At 65.3% G+C, this 21,798-nt stretch carries 17 protein-coding genes and 1 pseudogene; 13 read left to right on the top strand and 5 right to left on the bottom strand.

Going from position 1 to position 21,798, the window contains the following annotated elements:
- Nucleotides 1-284: 284 nt before the first annotated feature.
- The 11 genes from HY699_04135 (at nt 285) to HY699_04085 (ending at nt 15,565) form a co-directional block, all read left to right on the top strand.
- Nucleotides 285-1,670, top strand: coding sequence for a sigma-54-dependent Fis family transcriptional regulator (locus HY699_04135; GenBank protein MBI4514990.1), 1,386 nt, complete (start codon nt 285-287; stop codon nt 1,668-1,670).
- Nucleotides 1,671-1,768: 98 nt separating this feature from the next.
- The gene (locus HY699_04130) at nt 1,769-2,491 is read left to right on the top strand and encodes a tetratricopeptide repeat protein (GenBank protein MBI4514989.1); all 723 of its coding nucleotides are present in this window, start codon (nt 1,769-1,771) and stop codon (nt 2,489-2,491) included.
- A gap of 233 nt (nt 2,492-2,724) precedes the next feature.
- Entirely contained in the window at nt 2,725-5,007 is a 2,283-nt protein-coding gene (locus HY699_04125) for a hypothetical protein (protein ID MBI4514988.1), read from the top strand.
- A 446-nt stretch (nt 5,008-5,453) separates the two neighbouring features.
- A complete protein-coding gene (locus HY699_04120) occupies nt 5,454-6,251 on the top strand; it encodes a twin-arginine translocation signal domain-containing protein (GenBank protein MBI4514987.1) in 798 nt (265 codons plus the stop codon).
- A gap of 25 nt (nt 6,252-6,276) precedes the next feature.
- Nucleotides 6,277-7,968, top strand: coding sequence for a GMC family oxidoreductase (locus tag HY699_04115; GenBank protein ID MBI4514986.1), 1,692 nt, complete (start codon nt 6,277-6,279; stop codon nt 7,966-7,968).
- Between the two features lie 672 nt (nt 7,969-8,640).
- Nucleotides 8,641-10,644 (top strand): hypothetical protein, encoded by a 2,004-nt coding sequence (locus HY699_04110; GenBank protein MBI4514985.1) that lies wholly within the window; start codon nt 8,641-8,643, stop codon nt 10,642-10,644.
- A gap of 256 nt (nt 10,645-10,900) precedes the next feature.
- Nucleotides 10,901-11,353 (top strand): GIY-YIG nuclease family protein, encoded by a 453-nt coding sequence (locus HY699_04105; GenBank protein ID MBI4514984.1) that lies wholly within the window; start codon nt 10,901-10,903, stop codon nt 11,351-11,353.
- Nucleotides 11,350-12,147 carry a crotonase/enoyl-CoA hydratase family protein gene (locus HY699_04100; GenBank protein ID MBI4514983.1) on the top strand — a complete coding sequence of 266 codons (798 nt, stop codon included), beginning with the start codon at nt 11,350-11,352 and terminating at the stop codon, nt 12,145-12,147. The genes HY699_04105 and HY699_04100 overlap by 4 nt, the downstream gene beginning before the upstream one ends.
- Nucleotides 12,148-12,163: 16 nt before the next feature.
- Complete coding sequence (locus HY699_04095; protein ID MBI4514982.1) at nt 12,164-13,153, top strand: OB-fold domain-containing protein; 990 nt, start codon at nt 12,164-12,166, stop codon at nt 13,151-13,153.
- Nucleotides 13,154-13,352: 199 nt separating this feature from the next.
- Nucleotides 13,353-14,411 (top strand): thiolase domain-containing protein, encoded by a 1,059-nt coding sequence (locus HY699_04090; protein ID MBI4514981.1) that lies wholly within the window; start codon nt 13,353-13,355, stop codon nt 14,409-14,411.
- On the top strand, nt 14,411-15,565 hold the full coding sequence (locus HY699_04085) for a thiolase domain-containing protein (GenBank protein MBI4514980.1): 1,155 nt from the start codon (nt 14,411-14,413) through the stop codon (nt 15,563-15,565). The genes HY699_04090 and HY699_04085 overlap by 1 nt, the downstream gene beginning before the upstream one ends.
- A gap of 99 nt (nt 15,566-15,664) precedes the next feature.
- On the opposite strand, the gene HY699_04080 is transcribed toward HY699_04085, so the two are convergent.
- Nucleotides 15,665-15,997, bottom strand: coding sequence for a hypothetical protein (locus HY699_04080; protein MBI4514979.1), 333 nt, complete (start codon nt 15,995-15,997; stop codon nt 15,665-15,667).
- A gap of 273 nt (nt 15,998-16,270) precedes the next feature.
- Here HY699_04080 and HY699_04075 point away from each other — a divergent pair, with 273 nt between their 5' ends.
- Together HY699_04075 and arsS are read left to right on the top strand one after the other, a co-directional pair.
- Nucleotides 16,271-16,684: a hypothetical protein gene (locus tag HY699_04075; protein ID MBI4514978.1), complete on the top strand. Its 414-nt coding sequence runs from the start codon at nt 16,271-16,273 to the stop codon at nt 16,682-16,684.
- Between the two features lie 193 nt (nt 16,685-16,877).
- The gene (gene arsS / locus HY699_04070; GenBank protein ID MBI4514977.1) at nt 16,878-17,816 is read left to right on the top strand and encodes an arsenosugar biosynthesis radical SAM protein ArsS; all 939 of its coding nucleotides are present in this window, start codon (nt 16,878-16,880) and stop codon (nt 17,814-17,816) included.
- A 47-nt stretch (nt 17,817-17,863) separates the two neighbouring features.
- Here arsS and HY699_04065 read toward each other — a convergent pair.
- From HY699_04065 to HY699_04050, 4 genes and pseudogenes are all read right to left on the bottom strand, one after another.
- Nucleotides 17,864-18,037 (bottom strand): annotated as a pseudogene (locus HY699_04065) (DUF3641 domain-containing protein).
- Nucleotides 18,034-20,001, bottom strand: coding sequence for a hypothetical protein (locus tag HY699_04060; protein ID MBI4514976.1), 1,968 nt, complete (start codon nt 19,999-20,001; stop codon nt 18,034-18,036). Before HY699_04060 ends, HY699_04065 begins: the two are co-directional and overlap by 4 nt.
- 168 nt (nt 20,002-20,169) lie before the next feature.
- A complete protein-coding gene (locus tag HY699_04055; GenBank protein ID MBI4514975.1) occupies nt 20,170-20,616 on the bottom strand; it encodes a response regulator in 447 nt (148 codons plus the stop codon).
- Nucleotides 20,617-21,440: 824 nt separating this feature from the next.
- Nucleotides 21,441-21,798, bottom strand: a 358-nt coding sequence (locus HY699_04050) for a response regulator (GenBank protein ID MBI4514974.1), incomplete at its 5' end; no start/stop codon positions are given.

The raw sequence follows: 21,798 nt of genomic DNA, 5'->3' as shown, positions 1-21,798 counted from the left end.
GCGTCGATCGCACCGACCGGAAATACCAGCCCCGCCGCCTCCACCTCCCCCGTCACGCATGTGCGTCTACCACAATCGAATCTCCGTGTCCAGAGGCCACAACTCGGGCAGGATCAGCCCTGGCTGGGGGTTTCGCCGGTTCGGGCTTCCAGCGTAGCGCCGGCTTCTAAAACATGACCGATGACTGGTGATTTTGTGGACTTTGAACAGGTTGCCGGACTCGATTGCTTGCTACGCTGCGGCGAAATTTGCGGTTCTTCCAACCCGCTCGGTGGAGGCGCTCGATGTCCCAAGGTAAGGTTTTGATCGTCGACGACGAACGCGACATGCGTTGGCTGCTGACCCGCGTGTTGCAGGCCGAGGGGTTTGACGTTCTGACGGCGGAAGACGGCGACGAGGCCGTGAATGTGGCCGAGCGCGACACCCCCGACGTGATCCTGCTCGACATCCGGATGCCACGCGTCGACGGGCTGACCGCACTCGAGCAGATGCGCGATCGCGGCCTCGCCTCGCCGGTGATCATGGTCACCGCCGTGGGCGAGATTGGCAGCGCCGTACGCGCGCTGCGCCTGGGCGCCTACGACTACGCCGTGAAGCCGTTCGACAACAACGATCTGGTGGCAACCGTCAAGCGCGCCCTCGAACCGCGGGGCGCTGCCGCCGCGGTCGTTGGCACGCGGCCACGTGTCGAAGCGGGCGGGGATCTGCGGCTGGTCATGGGCGGGTCGCCGGCAATCGCGCGAGTGATCGATCAGATCGAGCGCGTGGCGCCGACGAACTACACCGTCTTGGTCGAGGGTGAAACCGGCACGGGCAAGGAACTCGTCGCCCGGGCGCTGCACCACCGCTCCGGCCGCCGCGACAAACCTTTTGTGACAGTCGATTGCGGCGCGATCCCGGACACGCTGATCGAAGCCGAGCTCTTCGGCCACGAAAAGGGCTCGTTCACCGGCGCCCACCAGCGGCGTCAGGGCCTCATCCCGGTGGCCTCGGGCGGCACGTTCTTTCTCGACGAGGTCGGCAACCTGCCCCTCGGCGCTCAGGCCAAGCTGCTGCGGGTGCTGCAGGAGCACGAAGTACGGGCGGTAGGCAGCCGGGAACCGATCGCCGTAGACGTCCGTATCATCGCGGCCACCAATTCGGCGCTCGAAGAGCACGTGCGTGGCGGGACCTTCCGTAAAGACCTCTTCTTCCGACTGGGCGAGTTCCGCATCGGCCTGCCCCCGCTGCGCCACCGGCGCGAAGACATCCCGCTGCTGGCGCGCAATTTCTGTCTGGAGGCTTGTACCGATCTCGGCCGGCCACCGCTGGCGATCACCGCCGCAGCCATGGAGACGCTCGTGCGCCATGACTGGCCGGGAAATGCGCGCGAGCTGCGCAATGCCGTACGCCAGGCGGCGCTGTTTGCCCCGGGACAAATCGACCCACGCCACTTGTCGCTCGCCGAAGCACGCGGCGAGTCGGGCTTCGGGCTTGAGCAAGCGTGGCAAGAGATCGCCCGCGGGGTGCCGCTGGGAAAGATCGTGCAGCAGCTCTCGGGAACGGTCGAGCGCGCGCTGGTCGCCCGCGCCCTTGCCAACAGCGGACACAATAAGCTGCGCGCGGCCGAGACCCTCCAGATCGACTACAAGACCCTATTTCGCAAGCTCGAGAAGCATGGCCTGCAGTAGGGCTAGGGCGACAACTCCGCACGGCATATCCCAACCGTGCCTCACCCGACTAGCGCCGGTGCCGGTATCGACCCGCGCAGCGCGTCCATGACCACGGCATGAGCCTTGCGGGCCACAGCTATGCGGAGAAGAGGGACAATAGGCGGATGGCTCTTCTAGCAGGCAAAACCGGCGGCACCGTGTGGCTCATAAGTGCGGCTGCGGTGATCGTGGCGGCAACGCTTGCCGCCGTCCACCGTTGGTCGCTATTGGTACGCGAGGCGCCCGCGACGTCGCCGGCGACGGTTGCAGTGGCTCAACCGGCCTCGCGGCAGCTTGAAGCTCGCCCTCCCTCACTCCCGCAGGGCGAGGCTGACGGCGCCGACGCCGTCGCACCGTGCTCGCCAACGGGCGAAGGCCCCGCGGCTTTTGCGCGCCGTCGGGAGGCTCCCGCCGCCGATCCGGAGGCATTGGCCACACTCAGCCTGGCCCACGAGCAAGAGACCCGTGGCGATTTCAAGGAAGCGGAACAGGCATACCGTTCGTTACTCGAAGCCAGCTGGTCGAACGCGCAAGCTCACGCGGGATTGGGCCGCTTGCTGAGCAGACGCGGCGAACTGCAGGAGGCCGAAGAGCATCTGCAACGGGCGGCATTGCTGCAGCCAGGAGACGCTCGGACGCGGCTGGACCTGGCGGCGGTCCAGGTCTGGTTGCTGCGCTATTCCAGCGCCAGACAGCAAATCCAGGCGGTGGTCGAAGCGGAGCCCGAGGGCGCCCATGCCGACGGCGCCCGGACGCTATTGCAGCTGGTGGATGCACTGGATGCACCGGCGGAACCGTAGGTGCGCGCGGGTCTCGATGGCTGCGGCCCGGCGCAAAGATTCCACGGCGCCAGATTCGTTCGTCCCGAGTAGCAGCGGCCGAGGAGAAGCAGGCCGGTGATAGCACAGAGGCACTGTTGTGGGGTGCGGCGGCTTGCCGCCGCTTTTCGGTGCCGGGCACGGGGCGGCCGGCTTCCTACGGCCAAAGCGGGAGCAAGCTCCCGCACTCCACACCGGAGCAGTGAGATGACGTCATGAACGCGCTCCTGCGCATGGTCGATCCGGCGGCGTATGCACCGAACCTGCACGCTCTGCCGTTCGGAGTGGCCTGCACGCTCCTGCTCGCGATGGTGTTGTTCGTCCTCACCAAGCGAAGAGGCGCGGTACACCTTGCGTTTGCAGCCGTTGCCGGCAGCGCGGCCGTCTGGCAGTCGGGGCACGTCTTCTTGGATCTGACCACTGACCCCGCCGTGGCGCTGGGGTGGAGCCGCTACAAGTACGTGGGCGTCACCACCCTGGGGGCGAACTTCTACCTGTTCGTACTGGCCTACGTCGGCCGGCTGCAATCAGAGCGGCGCTCACTGATTGCCTTCTACTTGCTGAGTGCGCTGTTCCTCGTGCTGGCTTGGCTCCCTGTCGATCACCCGGCGGCTCTCATCATCGGCGTCCGGCGTTTCTACTGGGGCTATTACGCCCAGCTCTCGCCGCCGATCGGGGTGGCCTATCTTGGCATGTTCGTCCTGCAAAGCGCGGCGGCCTTCTATCAGGTGGTGGCAGCGCGAGTGGCCTGCGGCAGTGCCGCCGAGCGCACGCGCTATGGGTTGCTGCTGGCGTCCTTCGGCGGCGCGTACCTGGCCGGGATCGACTTCCTGCCCTGCTTCGGCATTTCCATGTATCCCGTGGGCCACTTGTTCGTGACCCTGTTCCTGGTGCTCTTCGCTTACTCGATCGTGCGCCATAAGCTCCTCGACATCGCTACCGCAGTGCACCAAACCGCGGTCTGGATCCTGACGTCGTTTTTCATTGTGGTGCCGTTGGTGGTGGGGTTGCTGTGGGCGGACCCGTGGCTGCGCCAGCTTTCCGCGCTGCAGTTCACGACAGTTCATGTACTGCTCTTCAGCCTGGTGTTCCTCTACGTCCAGCACGTTCAGCCGCAAATCGATCACTTCTTTCAGCGGCGCCGGTACGACCTCCTGCGCGCGGTCGAAGAGTTCAATGAAGAGATCCGGGATTTGCACGAGCTGAAGCCGCTCGGCCAGCGCTTTGTGCGAACGGTCGAGCGCGTCCTGCGTCCGGAGCAGGCGGCCCTCCACCTCGTCTCGGACGGTACCGGAGTGATCGTCCCGCCGCCGATCGTCACTGGCGCTCCGGCCGGGTTGGTGACGCCGGTAGAGCCGGCCGCCGACCCCGCCGTCCTCGATTGGCTGTGCGCGTCGAACGAAGTGCTGGATCGTGACCGCCTGGGCGAAATCGCCGGTCTCGATGGTGGCGAGCAGGACCTGCTCGCCTACCTCGATCGCGGTCAGACGCAGCTGGTGGTGCCCTTGGTGCAAGGTGGCGTGCTGATCGGTGTGCTGCACGTAGGCAAGAAGCGCAACGGGCGCCCGTATACGACGCGCGACCTGCGCTTACTCGGGCGGCTTCGTTGTGCTGCCGCCATCGCGCTGGCGAACTCGCTCCTCTTCGAGCAAGTGCAGCAGCTCAACCGCCGTCTGACGGACACCAACGCGGACCTGGAGAGTTCCAACCGGGTGCTGCAAGCGCGCAACGAAGAGCTGACGCGCGCCCGCAATCAACTGATCCATTCGAGCAAGCTGGTGGCGGTAGGGGAGATGTCGGCCAAGATCGCGCACGAGCTGGGTAACCCGATCGGGATCATTTCGGGCTCGGTGCAGTTCTGCCTCGACAGCCTGACGCTGTCGGGAGAGGTGCGCCAGCATCTCGAAGTAGTCGCGCGGCACGCCCAGAACGCCGGCCAGATCCTGCGCGGCCTGCTGCGCCTGGCTCGGCCCGAGGAGTTGCGCCTCGAGGCCGTGACGCCGTGGGAGGCCGTTGCCCAGGTCACCGCGCTGTTGAACGGCCGCTCCGTCAAGCGCGGCGTCCGCTTCGAGCTCGAGGTGCCGGCGGCTCTCCCGCACATTCACGCCGTGCGCAGTCATTTCGAGCAGATCTTGCTCAACGTGCTCCTCAATTCATTGGAGTCGGTTTCGGATGATGGCTGGATTCGCGTCGAGGCCGGGTACGATGGCGAAGCACGCAGCGTGACCATCGCGATCAGCGACAGCGGCCCCGGTGTGCCGCTGCCGGATCTCGAGCGCATCTTCGAGCCCTTCTACACCACGCGGCCCGGCGGCACCGGTCTTGGCCTGTCCATCTGCCGGGAACTGCTCGGCGCGTACGGTGGCACGATCTGCGCGAAAGCCGTCGCCGGCGGGGCGTGCTTCGTCATCCGCCTGCCGGCGGGCGAAGGGGGCGCGCACGCCTCCGCCCCGGGAGTGTCGATTTTCTCCCGGACGCAACAAGGGTTGTCATCCTGAGGACCCGACCCGCGTGGCTCTGGCATGTCGTGCCAATGAACCGTGCGGAGTTGGCAATGTGGAGTGCGACGGCTTGCCGCCGCTTTCGGGCCATGGAGCGGCGCCCCGCGTTACCCCAAAGCGGGAGCAAGAGCCCGCACTCCGGGAGCAAGAGCCCGCACTCCCAGAGCGCCACGGTTGAGAGGCGAACGGGCAACCAAACACCCGCGTTCATTGGTGGGAGCTTCGGCTTTGGGTTGCGCGCATGATCGATGTGGCTGGTGGGGCAACGGTGCCCTACTTGTTGGGTGCGTCGTGCCCTGCTTGCACGCTCTAGCAGCGAGGTTTTGGCGCGTGTCTCGTGCGCGCGTCCGCGTGTCGCCACTGGCATGCAGCTTGGAACAACGCGCGTGACGCTTGGCCTGCAAAATGGCGACGGTCCTAAGTTACGGGGAAAGGGGGAGATCATGAGCGATAAGATCATGAGTGACGAGGTGGTGGAGGCGCTCAAGCTCGACATCACGCTCAATCGCAGACAGTTCCTGCGCGGCGGAGCAGTGGCGGCCGGGGCCGGGGCCGTGGCTTCAATCCCGTTGCTTCCCGCCGAGGCGGACGCGGCCCAGTGCGTCACGGTCGACGGGGCGATCGGGGGAACCCGCCAGCGCACGATCGAAGCGGCGGGCAACGTGATGCTCCCGAAAGGCGGAACCCACGGTGCGTCGGGAAGTGGGGTCCTCGACTCGGTGTTGTACGGCAAGAAGATCTATGCCCACCTGATCGATACCTACTACGCCAACCAGGTCAATCAGAGCGACCTCGACGCCGCCGTTACCGATCTCAACAACGGCGCTCTGTGCATGGAATTTCTGCAGAGCTATTTCTACAAACTCAGCTGCGACAACCAGCGCAAGCTGATGGCGTATGGCAGCAAGCGCAGCGACGAAGGCTCCTCGGGGGTGTCGGGGACCCAGGCGCTCTGTCTGTGGTTCGGTTCGTTGTTCGCGCCCACCCTCAGCAACCCCGCCAAGGCGTACGACCTTGCCCGTTTCATGGGGCTGCTCTTCTATTCGTCGCCGCAAGGGTTCTCCCACATGGCGACCTTCGGCTACCCGGGTCCAAACTGGGGATTCGACGGCCTGACGTGTAGCTGGACGGCCCTGACCGAGCCGAGCTTCGGCGATCTGACAGCAGCGGACCTCACCTGCACAGGCTGTGACCCAGCCACTGGGCCGATGCCGCCATCGGTCGACCCGCGGACCCTGTAGTCGCCACGGAGAAGGGGGAACGAACATGCCAACCTACGATGCAGTCATTGTCGGTTCCGGGTTTGGGGGGGCGGTCGCCGCCGAGCGGATCGCCAAGGCGGGCAAGAGCGTGGTCGTGCTCGAACGCGGGCCGCGCTGGGCCTACAGCAACGTGCACAAGACCAGCAGTCGTAACGCCGACGGGTCGATCAAGCCCGGGGCCGATGGGCTCTACCGCTTCGAGCACGCCCACGACCCGCGTTACATCTACTCGAGCTTCAAGGACTACCTGGCGCCGAACCTCCTGGTGGCGAACACCTTCGGCGTTGGCGGGGGCTCGCTGTGGTACTCGAACATCTCCGAGCGGGCGCCGTCGCGGATCTTCAGCGGCAGCCCGGCCTGGCCGGCGGCCTGGAACTACACGCGGCTGTCGGATCTCTACACCCGTGTGGAAGGCGTGTACGACGCGGGGACGGATACGTGGACCACGCCGTACAAGGTCTACAACCACGTGCCGACGCACAAACCGCCGCGCTACAACATCCTGCGCTACGCCATCGAACAGGTAGCCGGTGCCGGCGCCTTTCCGCACGCCCGCGTCGCGGTGCGCGGCAAGGGCTCCGCGTGCGCCAATTACTGCCAGGGCCGCTGCCGCTACTGCGGCTTCTGCACCTTCGGCTGCATCAACGGCGCCAAGCAGTCGATGATGATGAACTACCTCTACCGCGCCGAGTACCACGGCGCGCAGGTGTGGTCGCAGAAGTACGTGGTGCGCGTCGAGAACCGCGCCGACGGCATGTACGACGTGGTCTACAAGGACGCCAGCTTCGGACATTTCCTCGATGGCGTGAAGGCGACGGGCGCCACCGAGTACCGCGTGACCGCCAAGGTGGTGGTGTTAGCCGGCGGCGCCATCGCGACGCCCGAGCTGCTGCTCAAGTCGGTCTCGGCCGGCTACCTCGTCAACGTCAGCGGCCAAGTCGGCCGCAACATGAGCGGCACCGGCGACTACGCCTCGGGGCTATACCTGCCTTCGGGTTTCTCCATCGGCTACGACGGCTGCACCTACACCAGCACCGAAGCGTTCAAGGGGCGCGTCATCGTCGGCATCACGCGCAACCTGGCGGCGTCGGATGGCGTCGTCATCGAGGACCTGTGGGGTCCGCCCGTCGGCTTGGCCGCAAAGTTCGCCGCTCGCTTGCACGATCCCTCGTGGGCCGATTCGTCGTCGTACTGGAACTCGACCACCAACAAGGTCACCAAGTGGAAGAACCCCAGCCTCTACGGCCTGCGCCAGAAGCAGTTGGTGGAGGCTTACCCGAAGCGGGCGATCGGCATCGCCTTCATGGGCGAGGACGGCAACGATGGGCGCATCAGCCTCGACGGCAGCGGCAACGTCGCCATCACAAGGCCGACGCTGACCAAGTACGACACCTACCAGTGGTGGCTCAACGAGATCCGCAAGAAGCTGCCTGCGAACACGCGCTTCGTCGAGACCGAGCACGAGCGGCGCAACGGTGACTTCTTCGCGTCGGTGCACCTGCTCGGCACCTGTCGCATGTCCGACAGCGCCACCACCGGCGTCTGCAACGCCAATGGCCAGGTGTTCAACTACCCGAACCTGTACGTCTGCGACGGCAGCGTCGTGCCGCGCTCGACGATCGTCAACCCGAGCTGGACGATTCTGGCGGTGTCGGAGGGTATTTCGGACTACATCGTGACGAACTTCCCGGCGTAGCTCATCGGGCCGTTGAAAGAGGCGCCGTGGCCCTCTTCGGCACGGCGGGCCAGAATGGCCAGAATAAGGGTTCCCGTAGCGGGCCGAAGGTTCGCTGGGCCTTAACCGGCGCAGTGTTGTCCGGTCAACGTCACAGCGCGTGCCACGGGATGACGCGGACGCGCTCGGTGAGCTGCTCGGGCCTCATCGAGCAGCGCCGGCACCTTCTGAATCTCGTACGAGTCCCGGCTCGGCCTGCATCTTTTCGCGGGGCGAGGGTCGGCGTGGTCGGGGTGAGGGGCTCAACTGCGAGCGACCTCGACCGCTGGCGCAGACGCAGAGACGCGCAGACGGGCCGCCCAGTCGGCTCAAGCACTCCTGCGCAGCGCGCGTTGAACCCGGCCGCGTTCTCCATCGGCGACATGTGCCCGGCGCCGCTTACTAATCTAAGCGTTGGCGCCGCCGGCCAACCTCTGCCTTCGTTCCGCAAGCCTTCCAGGAATCCTACAGCGATCTGCTCGTGTGGCATGCCAGGTAACGCGCTGATCGGAACAACGCGCATGTCGTGTCACCTTGCCGACGCTCCGGGCGGGAGTGTCAACTCTCGCCGGTGCGAGTTTCTTGCGGCGGCACGGTTTTTCGCGGCACGCAGTCACCGGCAGGCCGGCACGTTCCTTGGTCTGTGTTCGGGGCATGAGTTACACACCCCGCTCCACGCTGGCCGCCGCTGTAGCCGGCTTGCTTCTAACCGTCTTCGCTAGTGCTGAGAACACTCTGGCTTACGATGCGGTCGTTGCCTGGTCGCCTGTTCCCGCCGTGGCTGGCTACAAGTTATATGTGCGCCAGAATGGCACGGCCTACACTGCCGGAATCGACGTCGGCGCCGCCTTGCCGGACGGCGATGACATCGTCCGGGGCACGGCTACCGGCTTGGCCTTCAACGTCGTCAACTGGTTCGTTGTCACCAGCTACGACGCGGCAGGTGCCGAGAGCGGCATGTCAAACGAGCTGTGGCTGGAGCTAGCGGCACCGCCGGCCGACACGCCGACCGCAGTCCCGACGGCCACGCCAACGTGGGCGCCAACGCAAACACCGACGCAGACCTTCTCGCCGGCGGCAACCGCGACCGCTACGGCAACCGAGACTTCCACCCCGACCGCCACAATTACTCGAACCTCCGCGCCCACTGCCACCTCGACTCACACCGGTACGCCGGCGCAAACCTCGACGGCGACCCCTACCGCCACACCAACTCGGACAGCGACTCGGACTGCCACACTTACCGGGACAGCGACACGCACGCCAACCTTTACTGCCACCGCCACCCGCACCGCTACTCGCACCGCCACCCGCACCCGCGCTTCGACTCGCACGCCAACCTTTACTGCCACCGCCACGCGCACCCGCGCTTCGACTCGTACCCCAACGCGTACGCCGACCCCGACCGCGACCTACACCCGCAAGCCGACGCGCACGCCCACGCGCACACCCACGCCGTGGTTCCGCAGCCAGTCGCTGGCCCTCAGCTATGTATCCGGCGAACAGAGCGCCGTCAGTTTGTACGATCTCCATAGCGACGCCGCGCCGGCTCGGCCGCAGACGCTGCCGGTATTCAGCGATTCCAAGCCGGTCAGGTACATGCCGCTGGCTCATCTCGCCGACCTCGACGTTGATGGTGTCAGCGAGTTGGTAGTCGGGCAGGCCGCAACCGCAGCCGGGGTGGGCGATGAGGTGGAGGTCTATCGCCTCGCGGCGGGCGCCAGCCCGGAGCTGGCCAGCCGCCTGAACGCATTCGATCGCACCGGCCGCTCCGGCAGCGGCAACTTCGCCATGGCGGACGTTGACGCGAAAGAGCCGGGGGCGGAGCTCGTCGTTGGTGAAGACGGGCACGGCGCAGCGGCAGCACGAATCCGGGTTTTCGGTGGGCTACTGACCGAACACCCTCGGCTGCTGGTGGAATTTCGCGCCGTCGGAGCACGCCGCGCCCTGCGCCAGCCGCTGCCGTTCGTCGTCGGCGACTTCGTGGCCGACGCCGGAGAATGCCCGGCGCAGCAAATCATCGTGGGCGACGGCAAGGGCACCCTGGCGCTGTTCGCCGCCGGCGACGGGCGGGCGGCGATGCTGCGGCGCTTTGAAGCTTTCCCCGACTCGCCGGCAACCGCCAGCGTGCGCTTGGCGGCCGGCGACGTGTTACCGAAGCGTCCCGGCGATGAGTTGCTGGTCGGTGACGATGGCTCGCGCCAGGACGGCCTGGTGCGCGTATTCGATGCCGGGCAGATGCAGCCGCTGCTGGAGTTCGCCGCCTTTGGGCCCGGCCAGGCACCGGCTGGCGTTACGCTGTGGGCCGCCGACGTGATCGCGGACAGGCCCGGGGCCGAGTTGATCGTCGGGCAGCATCAGGCCGGAACTCACCTGCGGGTATTCAGCCTGGCTGACGGCGTTCCGACGCTGGTTGTGGACTTGCCCGCTTTGTTGCAGGAGGCCTCCGGCGGCTCGCGGCCGTTCGCGGTCGGTGAGATGAGGTTGGATGTCGCCGGCAGCGAACTGGCGCTCGGCCCGGCCGCGCCCGGCGCACCGATTCAGGTTCTTCATCTTGAAGCCGCCGGCGCCACGGTCATCAACGAAGTCGACGCACCGCTGCCGGCAACCGGCACGGGTTCTGCGGTTACGATCGGCGGTCTTTCCGCCAGCAGGTAATTGAAGTCGCCGGCGGTGAGCAATAGCTCGCTGTGGGTGCTGCGACCGCCCCTCTCCCCGCATCTCAGCGCGGGGAGAGGGCTGGTTGCCGGTAGCGGTATCGGCCGCGGGCAGGCCGCGGGCGGAGTTCGCCGCGACGGATGTTAACGGCGCGCGCGACAAATTTGTGGGTAACGTGGTTCGGTGTTATGGCCGTCATTCCCGCTAAAGGCCGTCATTCCCGCGAAAGCGGGAATCCAGTTTGGCGTTTGGCGCTATGGACAAGCAGTTCTGCGTTTACATCCTGGCCAGCAAACGCAACGGCACGCTGTACATTGGGGTGACCTCACAGCTGACAACGCGGGTGTGGCCGCATAAGAGCAAGGTAGTGGAGGGTTTTTCGGCCAAGTACGGCGTTGACAAGCTGGTCTACTACGAAGCGCACGGCTGCGCAGAGACCGCAATCGTGCGGGAGAAGCAGCTGAAGAAGTGGCGCCGCGCCTGGAAGATGACAAATTGCGTCCCTTTCGGCCATGGGCCTCGGCCTGACGGTACACAGTACTGTCAGACTGGTGAGGATTTGCCCAGTCGGCTGCACGTTACCCACAGATTTGTCGCACACCCCTTCTCAGCCCGGCGTGCCCGTACGATCACAGCGGTAACCCGAACCGGGGGTCTTCCCCTTATGGTCCTGTATCAGCTATCAGCTTCTACCGAAGGAGACCCATGAATCCAGAACATTGCTTGGTCGAGCGTCAAGGTCACGCGTTGGTTGTCACCCTCAACCGCCCCGAGGCGAAGAACGCCCTGAGCAGCGGAATGCTGGCAGGGATGTACCGTGCTTGGCGCATGCTCGACGAGGACCCCGAGTTGCGGGTGGCGATCCTCACCGGCCGCGGCGATGTCTTCTGCGCCGGCGCCGACCTCAAGGCCATGGGCGCCGGGGAAACCGACGACGAGTTCATGAAGCTGATGTCCGAGGTGCCCGACATCCACTGGCAGGCGCTGCTGCGGTGCAACCGTCCAATGAAGCCGATCATCTGCGCGGTCGAGGGGTTCGCCCTGGCCGGCGGCACCGAAATCCTCCAAGGCACCGATATCCGCGTGGCCGCCGAGGACGCGGTCTTCGGCGTCACCGAGGCGCGCCGGGGCCTCTTCCCCCTGGGCGGCTCCAGCGTGCGACTGCGCCGGCAGATCCCTTACACGTTGGCAGCGGAGATCCTCCTTACGGGGCGACACGTCACGGCCCAGGAGGCGCTGCGCTTTGGCCTGATCGGGAGGGTCGTACCCAAGGGGCAAGCTCTGGCCGAGGCGAAGAAGCTCGCCGCGGACATCTGCGACAACGGCCCGCTCTCGATCCGGGCCCTGATGCGCATGCTGCGCGAGGTCGACGAAAGCTACCCCGAGGCCGACGCCTTGGCCAAGGAGCTCGAATACGGCAGCCCCATCTTCGGCACGGCGGACGCTCGCGAAGGCATGAAGGCATTCAAGGAGAAGCGCAAGCCGGTGTATACCGGTGAATAGCCAACCGGTGATGACCATGCCGGACTCGCCTGACTCCTTCGTTCTCGAATACCCGTACACGCGGACCCTGGGCCCCGTGCTCGGCCCATTCTTCACGGGGCTGCGCGATGGCCGCATTCTGGGCACCCGTTGCGGCAACCGCGTCCTTTGCCCTCCGATGGAGTTCGACCCGGAGACCGGCACGACTCTGGACCCGGACTTCGTCGAGGTCGGGCCCGCGGGCCGAGTCGAGTGCTGGACCTGGATCGCCGAGCCCACCCGCAAGCATCCTTTCCAGGAGCCATTTGCCTTCGCGCTGATCAAGCTGGACGGCGCCGACACGACGATGGCCCACGCCGTCAAGGCCGCGGGTTCGCAGGCCATGTCCACCGGTATGCGGGTGAGAGCCCAGTTCAGGGAGAAGCGCACCGGAGCCATCACCGACGTCTACTTCGTGCCCGAAGCCGATGCCCGGGACGAGCACATCGAGCCCGGAGAAACCGAGGTGAAGATCAGCACGCACCTGATCTCCCTCACCTACCGCGAGCCGCTCTACCCACACCGCGCCCGCTACGCCAAGGGGCTACTCGACGGCAAGTTCATCGGACAGCGTAGCCCCGCGAGCGGCAAGGTCTACATCCCGAGCAAGGGCTACGACCCGATCTGGCGGGTGATGATGACCGCGGCCGACGACGTGGAGCTTCCGCACACGGGCACCGTCGTCTCTTACACGGTGGCCTCGCCGCTCGATTACGTCGGCCAGGCGGAGACGGGGTCCTTCATCAGCGCAACGATCTTCCTCGACGGCGCGGACCAGCCACTCGCCCAGCAACGCATCCGGGATATCCCCGCGGAGCAGTTCCGCGTGGGGATGCGCCTGCGTGCGATCTTCAAGCCCGCCGCCGAGCGCAACGTCAAAGACGTCGACAACAACTGGATGTTCCCCAGCACCGGGGACGTGATCGCGCGCTGGGAGCCAACGGGCGAGCCCGACCTCCCCTTCGAGAAGCTGCCGGAGCACAGCTAACCCTGATAAGCCAAAACCGTTTCACCACGAAGCACACGAAGGGCACGAAGGAGAAAGCCAAAGTGCGAGGTCATGACCCAAGAGCAGACCTCACTTCCGATGACGTTTGCGGGGCAATGCCAGAGTTATGCTTGGTTCGCTTTCTTCATGGTCTTCGTGCCCTTCGTGGTGAATTCCTTCCGTCTGATTAGGGCTGATGATGGCCGAAGATATTGCGATCGTCGCCTTTGCGCAGACGCCCTGCTACCGGAGGTACGACAACTCCGAGCCGTCGTTGATTCTAGGGCTCGTCAATCAGATCCTGGCGGAGACCGGCATCGACCGGCAGCAGATCGACTTCACCAATGCCGCCAGCTGCGACTACCTCTCGGGTTCTCCCTTCTCCTTCATCGTGAACGTGGACGGGTACGGTGCCTGGCCGCCGGTCTACGAGTCGCACGTCGAGATGGACGGGGCCTGGGCGCTGTTCGAGGCCTTCGTTCGGCTCCGGATCGGTGACATCGACGTCGCCCTAGTCGTGGGCTCCGGGAAATCGTCGCCGGGCGTGCCGCGCGACATCTTTCCGCTCCAGACCGATCCCTATGTGCATGCTCCGCTCGGCCTCGACCCGGTCTCCGTCGCCGGGCTGCAGGCCCGCGCGCTGCTCGACTCCGGAAAGGCCACCGAGCGCGACTTCGCCGAGGTGGTCTCGCGCAGCCGGCGCGACGGGCTCTCGAATCCCTACGCGCAGGTCGCGAAGGACGTCTCCGTCGAAACCCTACTGAAGGAACCGTACTACGCCTCGCCGCTGCGTAAGCACGACCTGCCGCCGATCTCCGATGGTGCGGCGGCCGTGCTCATCGCGCGCGGCCAGCGGGCGCGGGAGCTGTGCGAAAGGCCGGTGTGGATCCGCGGCATCGACCAGCGCATCGAGTCGCATCATCTGGGCCTGCGCAACCTGACTGACTCGCCTTCCTCACGCATGGCCGCCCGCAAGCTGGGCCTCGAGCCGGACTCACTCGATGTGGCGGAGCTCTGCGTCCGCTACAGCCCCGAAGAGATCGTGCTGCGCCAGGCGCTGAAGCTCGGCAACGGCATCAGGATCAATCCCTCCGGCGGCCCGCTCTGCGGCCACCCGGTGATGGCGAGCGGCCTCACGCGGATCATCGAGGTGGCGCGCCGCATCCGCAGCGGCGAGGCCGGCCGCGGTCTGGCGCATGCGGCCAGCGGTCCCGCCCTGCAGCAGAACCTGCTCTGCATCCTCGAAGGAGACGCCTGATGGCCGAGCGTTGCGCCGTCATCGGCATCGGACAGAGCAAGTACGCGCGCTGCCGGCCGCTCTCGATGGATGGCCTCGTCCGTGAGGCGGCGCTACGCGCGATCGAGGATGCCGAACTCACGTTCGCGGATATCGACGCCGTGGTGCTTGGCAAGGCCCCCGATGCCCTCGAAGGCGTGATGATGCCCGAGCTTTCACTCTGCGACGCGCTCGGCGCCGTGGGCAAGCCCATCTACCGCGTACACACGGCGGGATCGGTGGGCGCCGCCACGGCTATCAGCGCGGTGACGCTGGTCGAGAGCGGCATGTATGAGAGGGTGCTCACCGTGTCGTACGAGAAGCAGAGCGAGGGCGACTTCATGTGGGCGCTGAGCGGCGGCCGCAGCGGCGCCCTCGGCGCTGGCGGCTCCTTCGCTCCGTGGATCCGCAGCTACATAACGAAAAGCGGCGCGCCGGAACACATCGGCTGGCAGGTTGCGGTCAAGGACCGGCTGAACGCGTGCAAGAACCCGTACGCGCATCTGCGCATGCCGGACATCACCCTCGATCTAGTAAAGAACAGCCCGATGCTCTGGGATCCCATCCACTTCCTCGAGGTGTGCCCCTCCTCTGACGGTGCGGCGGCCATGGTGTTGACGAATGCCGCGGGTGCGAAGCGCGCTCCACGACCTCCTGCCTGGGTGATCGCTCACGCCAAGCGGATTGAGTTCGCCCTGTTTCCCGGTCGCGACCCGGTGAAGCCGGCGGCGGGCGTGGAGTGCGCCAAGGCGTTGTATCGGAAGGCCGGCATCACCAACCCGCGCCGGCAGATCGACTGCGCCGAGTTGTACGTGCCCTTCAGCTGGTTCGAGCCCATGTGGCTCGAAGGCCACCTGATCTGCGAGGAGGGCGAGGGTTGGAAGATGGTCGACTCGGGCGCCACCGAGATCGGCGGCGACTTTCCGGTGAACATGTCGGGCGGCGTGCTCTCTTCCAACCCCATCGGCGCGTCGGGCATGATCCGCTGCCTGGAGGCGGCCAACCAGGTGCGTGGCACTGCCGGTGACTATCAAGTGGACGGCGCCCGCGTCGCCCTCGGCCACGCCTACGGCGGCGCCTCGAACTACTTCGCCATGTGGATCGTCAGTTCGGAGCCCAGCCCGACGTTCAGGTAGGGAATCGCAAGAAGCCCTTTCACGACGAAGTATCCTTCGGGCCGCCCCTCGAACCGGCCAGGGGTCATGATTGCTTCTTACGACCTCGTCGTGCGGGCTTCATGATTTCGGCGAGAGTGACAGCACGATCGCGAGTTCCGAGCTGAAACGCGCCAGTTCTTCTGGTTCCAGCAATCCTTGGGTACACATCTCCGCGAGTTGGGTGGTGGCTTGTGATCGACGGGGGTCATCAAAGGCGCGCGCGCGATCATGATCGCGGCGGTCCAGGAGGCGGTAGACTTCGAGATACCGCTCGTGGAACGTCTTGGACGGACTTGATGACAGGCTCCTAATATCGTTGATAACGCGCTCACAGAAGCGCTCAAGGGCAACTGCAACCTGGCGCAGCTCGCGAAACGCTTTCCAGTCGGATTCGGGCATCCCCAACGACATGCGGCTCTCACTTATCCACGAACTCGGCCGGCAATCAAAGCCGCCGTGTCAGACAGCCGAACATTCGGCAGCGTCGCGCGCGTCCGACAAGCCGTTGTGGGGCGGGCTGAAAGCGTGTAGAGGAGTCGCAATCCGCGGCAACGGCGGGTTCACGCGACCCGCGCGGGAGGGGATGACGGATGGACGGGACGGAATGGGTTGGCGGGAGGTCGTCCACCCAGCTCTATATCACCGAGGGTGAGCCCTACAGGCCCGACCTCGTGCTGTGGGTCGATGCCGGTGCGCACACGATCCTCAGTAGCCGCGCTGATCCACTACTCGGTCGAGGGACATCTGGCTATGCACCGCGCCCGCACCTTATGTCTGGCGACCGGCGCTGCGCCGGAGGATCTGGCAACGCCCATCCTCAGCCTGAATTTCGAGCGGCGCGCCGGCATTCCCGCATCAATGCGGCGCGAGATCAAGAAGCACGGCTGGGAAGTCGCCGGCCCCACTGCCTACCCGCGAGTGATGTTCATCGAGCCCGATACGGTTCTCCGGCCACTCACGGAGCGGGATGTCCGTCTGGTCAGCGCGGTGGCCCAAGCGCTGGCCCAATTCTACCCTGCTCATCGAGACCGACTGAACGGCCCCGCGCCCGCTCCAGTGACAGAGGTGTCATTCCGGTGCAGCCGCGAACTCCGGTAGCAGAAGACGCGAAGCCGTTCGACTGCTCGCGAGACGCCGTCCGAGATCCCCGTGAGACCAAAGGGCTCGCACACGATTTGACCACGCAGTCCGGCAACGCTTGCAACGGAAACGGGAGCTGCTGCTGATGCACCGGGCGGGAGCAGCGCCGGTGTTGAGATTGGATCAGCAGACGACTCCATCGTTCGAGGAGATGGTAGGGACCGTCGCACCTCGGGGGCTACGGCGAGGCCACGTGACCGCGCTGCAAGTGAACGTCGGCAAGCTCTGCAACATGGCCTGCCACCACTGCCACGTCGATGCGGGTCCGAAACGAACGGAGATCATGCCGCGTGAGGTTGCGGAGCGTGTAGCCGAGTTGCTCGCGTTGAGCCCCGCGGTCGAAACGCTCGACCTCACGGGAGGTGCGCCGGAACTCAATCCGAGCTTCCGGTGGATGGTCAGTGAAGCCCGGCGCCTCGGCCGGCACGTGATCGACCGCTGCAACCTGACGGTGCTCTACGAGCGTGATCAGGAAGATCTGGCAGACTTCCTTGCAGCCAGCGAAGTTCACGTGATCGCGAGCTTGCCGTGCTACGGGAAGGAGAACGTCGACAAGCAGCGCGGCGATGGCGCCTTTCAGAAGAGCATTCGGGCGCTACGCCAATTGAACGCTCTCGGGTACGGTGAATCCGGCTTGCAGCTGGATCTTGTTTACAATCCGATTGGCGGATTTCTTCCGCCAGCTCAGTCCGGTCTGGAGGTTCGCTATAGGGACGAACTTCAGCGGCACTTCGGAGTCCGATTCGATCGTTTGCTGACCATCACGAACATGCCCATCAAGCGCTTCGGTGCCTGGCTAGAGAAAGCCGGTCAGCTCGAAGCGTACATGAGCCTGCTGGTCAATCACTTCAACCCCGCAACCGTTGCCGGGCTCATGTGTCGTTCGCTGGTGAGCATCGGATGGGACGGTCGCGTCTACGACTGCGACTTCAATCAGATGCTCGATGTCCCGATCGGAGCCCCGCGAATTCGGACCGTCTGCGACCTCGCCAACCTCGACGCTCTGACCGATGCGAAAGTCGCGACCGGCGCGCACTGCTTCGGATGCACGGCGGGTGCGGGGTCGAGCTGCTCGGGGGCCATGCAGTGATCTGGATACTCGCTCTCGCGGCTCTGCTGCTGGCCCATTCCAACGGCGCGAACGACAACTTCAAGGGTGTCGCAGTCGTAGAGCGTGCCGTCCCATCCCACGCTCACCGGAACGCGACACATGAGGCCGCCGGCGGTGTGCGGGTTGAAATGGTTCACCAGCAGTCCCAGGTAGTCGTCGTACTGGCCCGAGTGATGCAGCTGCTCGGGGTGATAGATCACTGCTGCGCCAACGTGGTGCAGCCGTTCAACGCCGCGTTGACCCCGAGCACGAGTTCGTCGACCGTCACGCTGCCATCGAGGCCCATATCAAAAGCCGGGCATTCACCGAGCGCCGCGCTTCCCAGAGCGATGGTGACACCGCGCACGAGTTCGTCGACGGTGACCGTGCCGCCGGAATCACAGTCGCCGGGACAGGGCGCCGCGTCGCCGACACGAATCGTCTTGGCGTACTCGTTATCCTCTTCGTTGCCCTCGGCGACGGCGTTGCCGCTGTCAGTCTTGAGCCGCAGCGTGTGCGTGCCCTGCGGCAAGGTGCCGATCGCGTAGTCCTCGACGTACGAGTAGTAGCCGCTCGATAAGGGCGGCGCGGTGAACCACGAGTCAACCAATTGCTCATCGACGTAGAGCGCGGTGCCGAAGCGCGCCTCGGCGGCCGCCGTGCCGTCGTTGAGAATCGCCCAGTCCAAATAGAGCGTGTCGGTGTCCTTGAACGAGGGGCTGTCGCTGTGCGAGCCCGTTTGCACACTCACGACCATGCGGTCGAACCAACCGGAAGGCTGGTATGGAATCAGGTTGGGGCCGGCGGCGATGGCGGTTATGGTCTTGGTGAAGGTGTTGTCGCCCTCGTTGCTCTCGGCCAGGCTGGCGGTGCTATCGGCTTTGATCGTCAAGGAATGCGTTCCCGGCGCGAGCGCGGCCAACTCGTAGTCAGCCACGTAGGTGTAGAAACCGGGCTCCAACGGCGAGTTGGAATACCAGCTGGCCACCTCCGTGCCGTCGAGATCGAGTTCGACGAAGAAGCTCCCGGTGGCGGTCGCGTCGCCGTTGTTGAGCACTGCCCAATCGACGTGCAGCGGCTGGCCCGCATAGAGCCGCTGGCTGTCGGTGGACGTTCCGGTGGCGCTGCTCACGACGATCGCATCGGACCAGCCGGTGGGTCGGAACGGTATCAGGTTCGGCCGACCGCTGGGCGGCGGCGTCGGAGTGGGCGAGGGTGTCGGCGTCGGCGTGGGAATCAGGGTCGGAGAGAAGGTCGGCCCCGACAGGGTGATCGTCTTGGCATATTCGTTGTCGCCTTCGTCAGTCTCGGTGACGTCGCCGTCCATGTCGGCCCGGATCATGATGGTATGGCTACCCCCGCCCAGCGGCCCGATTGTCTGGTCTTCGACTGACTTGATTGCGCCTGGGGTGAAGTTGTACGCAGCTAAGAACCGCGCGCGCGCGAGGCGGCCGTCGACATACAAGCCGACACCGACCACGTCCGTGAGCGGAACCGGAGCGCTGCCGATGTTGGCGATCGTCCAGTCCACATAGAGCGTGTCGGTGCCCTTGAACGAGGGGCTGTCGCTGTGCGTGCCCGACTGGGTGCTGATGACGATCTTGTCGGACCATCCGGCGGGCTTCGCGGGCACCAGATTGGGCAGCGGCTCGGGCGTCCGCGTGGGGGTCGGCGGCAACGTCGGCCCCGTCAGAGCAACCACCTTGGTGTACTCGTTGTCCCGCTCATTGGTTTCGGCAATCAGATCGAGTTCGTCGATGCGAATGGTGAGCGTGTGCGTGCCCCCGCCCAGCCGGCCGAGTTGGTAGTCGTTGACCATGAGCGTGCCCCCGGGACCGACGTCGCTGGCATAGGTCCAGAGCCGGCGGTACTGGTTATCGACGTAAAGCGTCACCGTGGGCTGGGCGGCGCCCGGCAGCGTTCCGGGGCCGAGGTTGGCAATCGCCCAATCGAGATAGAGCGTATCGCTCGAGGTCAACGAGGAGCTGTCGCTGTGCGTGCCCGTCTGCGTGCTGACGACGATTTCGTCGGACCACGCGGTCGGCTGATACGGGGCGAGATTCACCTCCGGCGTCAGCGGCGTCGCGCTCGGCGTCGGCGTGGTCGCGCCGGCGAAGTCAACTCGGGCAAGAAGGCACAGGCCACAGGCGAAGGCTATAGGGACTCGCTGCAGCAGCCTCTGCATAGGCTCATCACTGGCGCAGTAGCCGGTAAAAAGCCAGGATATCGGTCAGCTCCGAAACTGACCATCGCCTATGGGAATGGGTGCCACCGAACGCCGTTGTTGGACAATGCCTTCCTCTGTCCGCCCTGAGGCGGCGCGTAGCGCCGTCGCGAAGAGCGGCAACCTTTTTCAACGGGCCGCTACCAGCTCCACCTCCGCAGGCTCGTCCGGCAGCACGATCTCGCCGGCCGACTGCTCGATTGCCTCGCGGATCCGCGCCACCAGGTCGGTCCAGCGGAAGGGCTTGGTCATGAACGAGTCCGCACCCACGCGCCGTCCCTCTTCTCTGGCATCGGCGTCGGTCAGCGCGGTGAGCATGATGATACAAGCAGAGGCGGTGCGCGGGTTCGAGCGTAGCTGCGCGCACACCTCGAAGCCGTTCATGCCCGGCATCATCACATCCAGCAGGACGATATTCGGGCAGTCCGCTTGCGCGCGCACCAGCGCCTCGATCCCATTGGTGGCCATGGTTACGACTAGCGGCAATTCGCTGCGCTTGAGCGTGAAGGCGATCAGCTGGCGCATGTCCGCATGGTCGTCAACGATTAGGACCCGGTATGGGCGCATCTCACTCATTGCTACCTCCAAGCATTGCGCTGCAACTCTTGCATCCGGCCAGTCACATGACCTGCCGGCCACGTGAGCTGTTTCATCACTCCTTGCTTCAGCATCAGCCGTGCCTTGGTCCAGGGCTGCTGAATCGGCACCTTCAGCCTCGGGCCTGGCCCGTTACCAGGTCAGCACACTGACGAATGGGGCGGAACGACACGTGCGCGACGCTGGCACGAGGGGATGGGATTGGAGGTAACCGCCCGGTGAAGGAGGTTACTGCCCTTAGTTCGCCATTTTGGAGTTACGGCGATGTTTCGGAGTCACCGCAATTGCGGGCGTAACCCCTGAGAGGGGACCGCGGGAGCGGAGACCGGAGGGGGCCGAGCCTCCGTCCCGCGGCTGACGCGGCCAGAGGGGGATCGCCGCGTCAAAGGGAGCACTGCATCTTGTCGCAGTTATCTTAGCTGCCGTGCACTTCCGATGCCAGGGCGCCAGGCCATGCCAAGCACCGGTTTTGGGCTCGATACCGACCGTGAGGCGTTCTCTTTTTTCGGGATTCGGACCATCGTTCCGGAATCAGGATTGCGGATCGCCAGGGGCGGGTTCACCTCAGCTCGACGATTTGCATTGGGTGCGCGACAAATTTGTGGGTAACGTGGTTCGGTGTTATGGCCGTCATTCCCGCGAAAGCGGGAATCCAGTTTGGCGTTTGGCGGGTCGTAGAGAGCCGGTGCCGTGGATTCCCGCTTTCGCGGGAATGACAGATTCCGTCCCTTTCGGCCATGGGCCTCGGCCTGACAGTACACAGTACTGTCAGACTGGTGAGGATTTGCCCGGTCGGCTGCACATTACCCACAGATTTGTCGCACACCCATTTGCATTTGTTCCCGGTCGGCAGCCCCCGGGGGGCGGACACTCACTACTTCATCCAGCTGCGCAAACAGCACGTCAGGCCGGATGGGCTTGGTGAGGTAACCGTCCATCCCTGCTGCCAGGCAGCGCTCGCGGTCGCTGGCCATGGCGTGCGCGGTCATGGCGATGATGGGAACACGGGGCGAGTTCGGCTGTGTCCTTCCGGTGAGCATGCATGCGCGCTGACGTCGCGTTCGACTAACCTCCCCGGCCATCTCGACGAGAGGAGGATGGTCGAATGGCAAGGGAGAACAGCGCAACGCAGGGACTGGCACGACTGAGTGAGCTGCGGCG

This window comes from Deltaproteobacteria bacterium (assembly GCA_016210005.1).
In the GTDB taxonomy this organism is placed as follows: Bacteria; Desulfobacterota; Binatia; order HRBIN30; family JACQVA1; genus JACQVA1.
This window is presented reverse-complemented; position numbering and strand designations above follow the sequence as displayed.

Coding starts and splice junctions, on each gene's coding strand:
- HY699_04060 (MBI4514976.1), bottom strand. CDS start 20,001: ATGCAGAGGCTGCTGCAGCGAGTCCCTATAGCCTTCGCCTGTGGCCTG.
- arsS (MBI4514977.1), top strand. CDS start 16,878: ATGGTAGGGACCGTCGCACCTCGGGGGCTACGGCGAGGCCACGTGACC.
- HY699_04095 (MBI4514982.1), top strand. CDS start 12,164: ATGCCGGACTCGCCTGACTCCTTCGTTCTCGAATACCCGTACACGCGG.
- HY699_04125 (MBI4514988.1), top strand. CDS start 2,725: ATGAACGCGCTCCTGCGCATGGTCGATCCGGCGGCGTATGCACCGAAC.
- HY699_04110 (MBI4514985.1), top strand. CDS start 8,641: ATGAGTTACACACCCCGCTCCACGCTGGCCGCCGCTGTAGCCGGCTTG.
- HY699_04130 (MBI4514989.1), top strand. CDS start 1,769: ATGAGCCTTGCGGGCCACAGCTATGCGGAGAAGAGGGACAATAGGCGG.
- HY699_04135 (MBI4514990.1), top strand. CDS start 285: ATGTCCCAAGGTAAGGTTTTGATCGTCGACGACGAACGCGACATGCGT.
- HY699_04100 (MBI4514983.1), top strand. CDS start 11,350: ATGAATCCAGAACATTGCTTGGTCGAGCGTCAAGGTCACGCGTTGGTT.
- HY699_04085 (MBI4514980.1), top strand. CDS start 14,411: ATGGCCGAGCGTTGCGCCGTCATCGGCATCGGACAGAGCAAGTACGCG.
- HY699_04120 (MBI4514987.1), top strand. CDS start 5,454: ATGAGCGATAAGATCATGAGTGACGAGGTGGTGGAGGCGCTCAAGCTC.
- HY699_04115 (MBI4514986.1), top strand. CDS start 6,277: ATGCCAACCTACGATGCAGTCATTGTCGGTTCCGGGTTTGGGGGGGCG.
- HY699_04075 (MBI4514978.1), top strand. CDS start 16,271: ATGCCGGTGCGCACACGATCCTCAGTAGCCGCGCTGATCCACTACTCG.
- HY699_04090 (MBI4514981.1), top strand. CDS start 13,353: ATGGCCGAAGATATTGCGATCGTCGCCTTTGCGCAGACGCCCTGCTAC.
- HY699_04055 (MBI4514975.1), bottom strand. CDS start 20,616: ATGAGTGAGATGCGCCCATACCGGGTCCTAATCGTTGACGACCATGCG.
- HY699_04080 (MBI4514979.1), bottom strand. CDS start 15,997: ATGTCGTTGGGGATGCCCGAATCCGACTGGAAAGCGTTTCGCGAGCTG.
- HY699_04105 (MBI4514984.1), top strand. CDS start 10,901: ATGGACAAGCAGTTCTGCGTTTACATCCTGGCCAGCAAACGCAACGGC.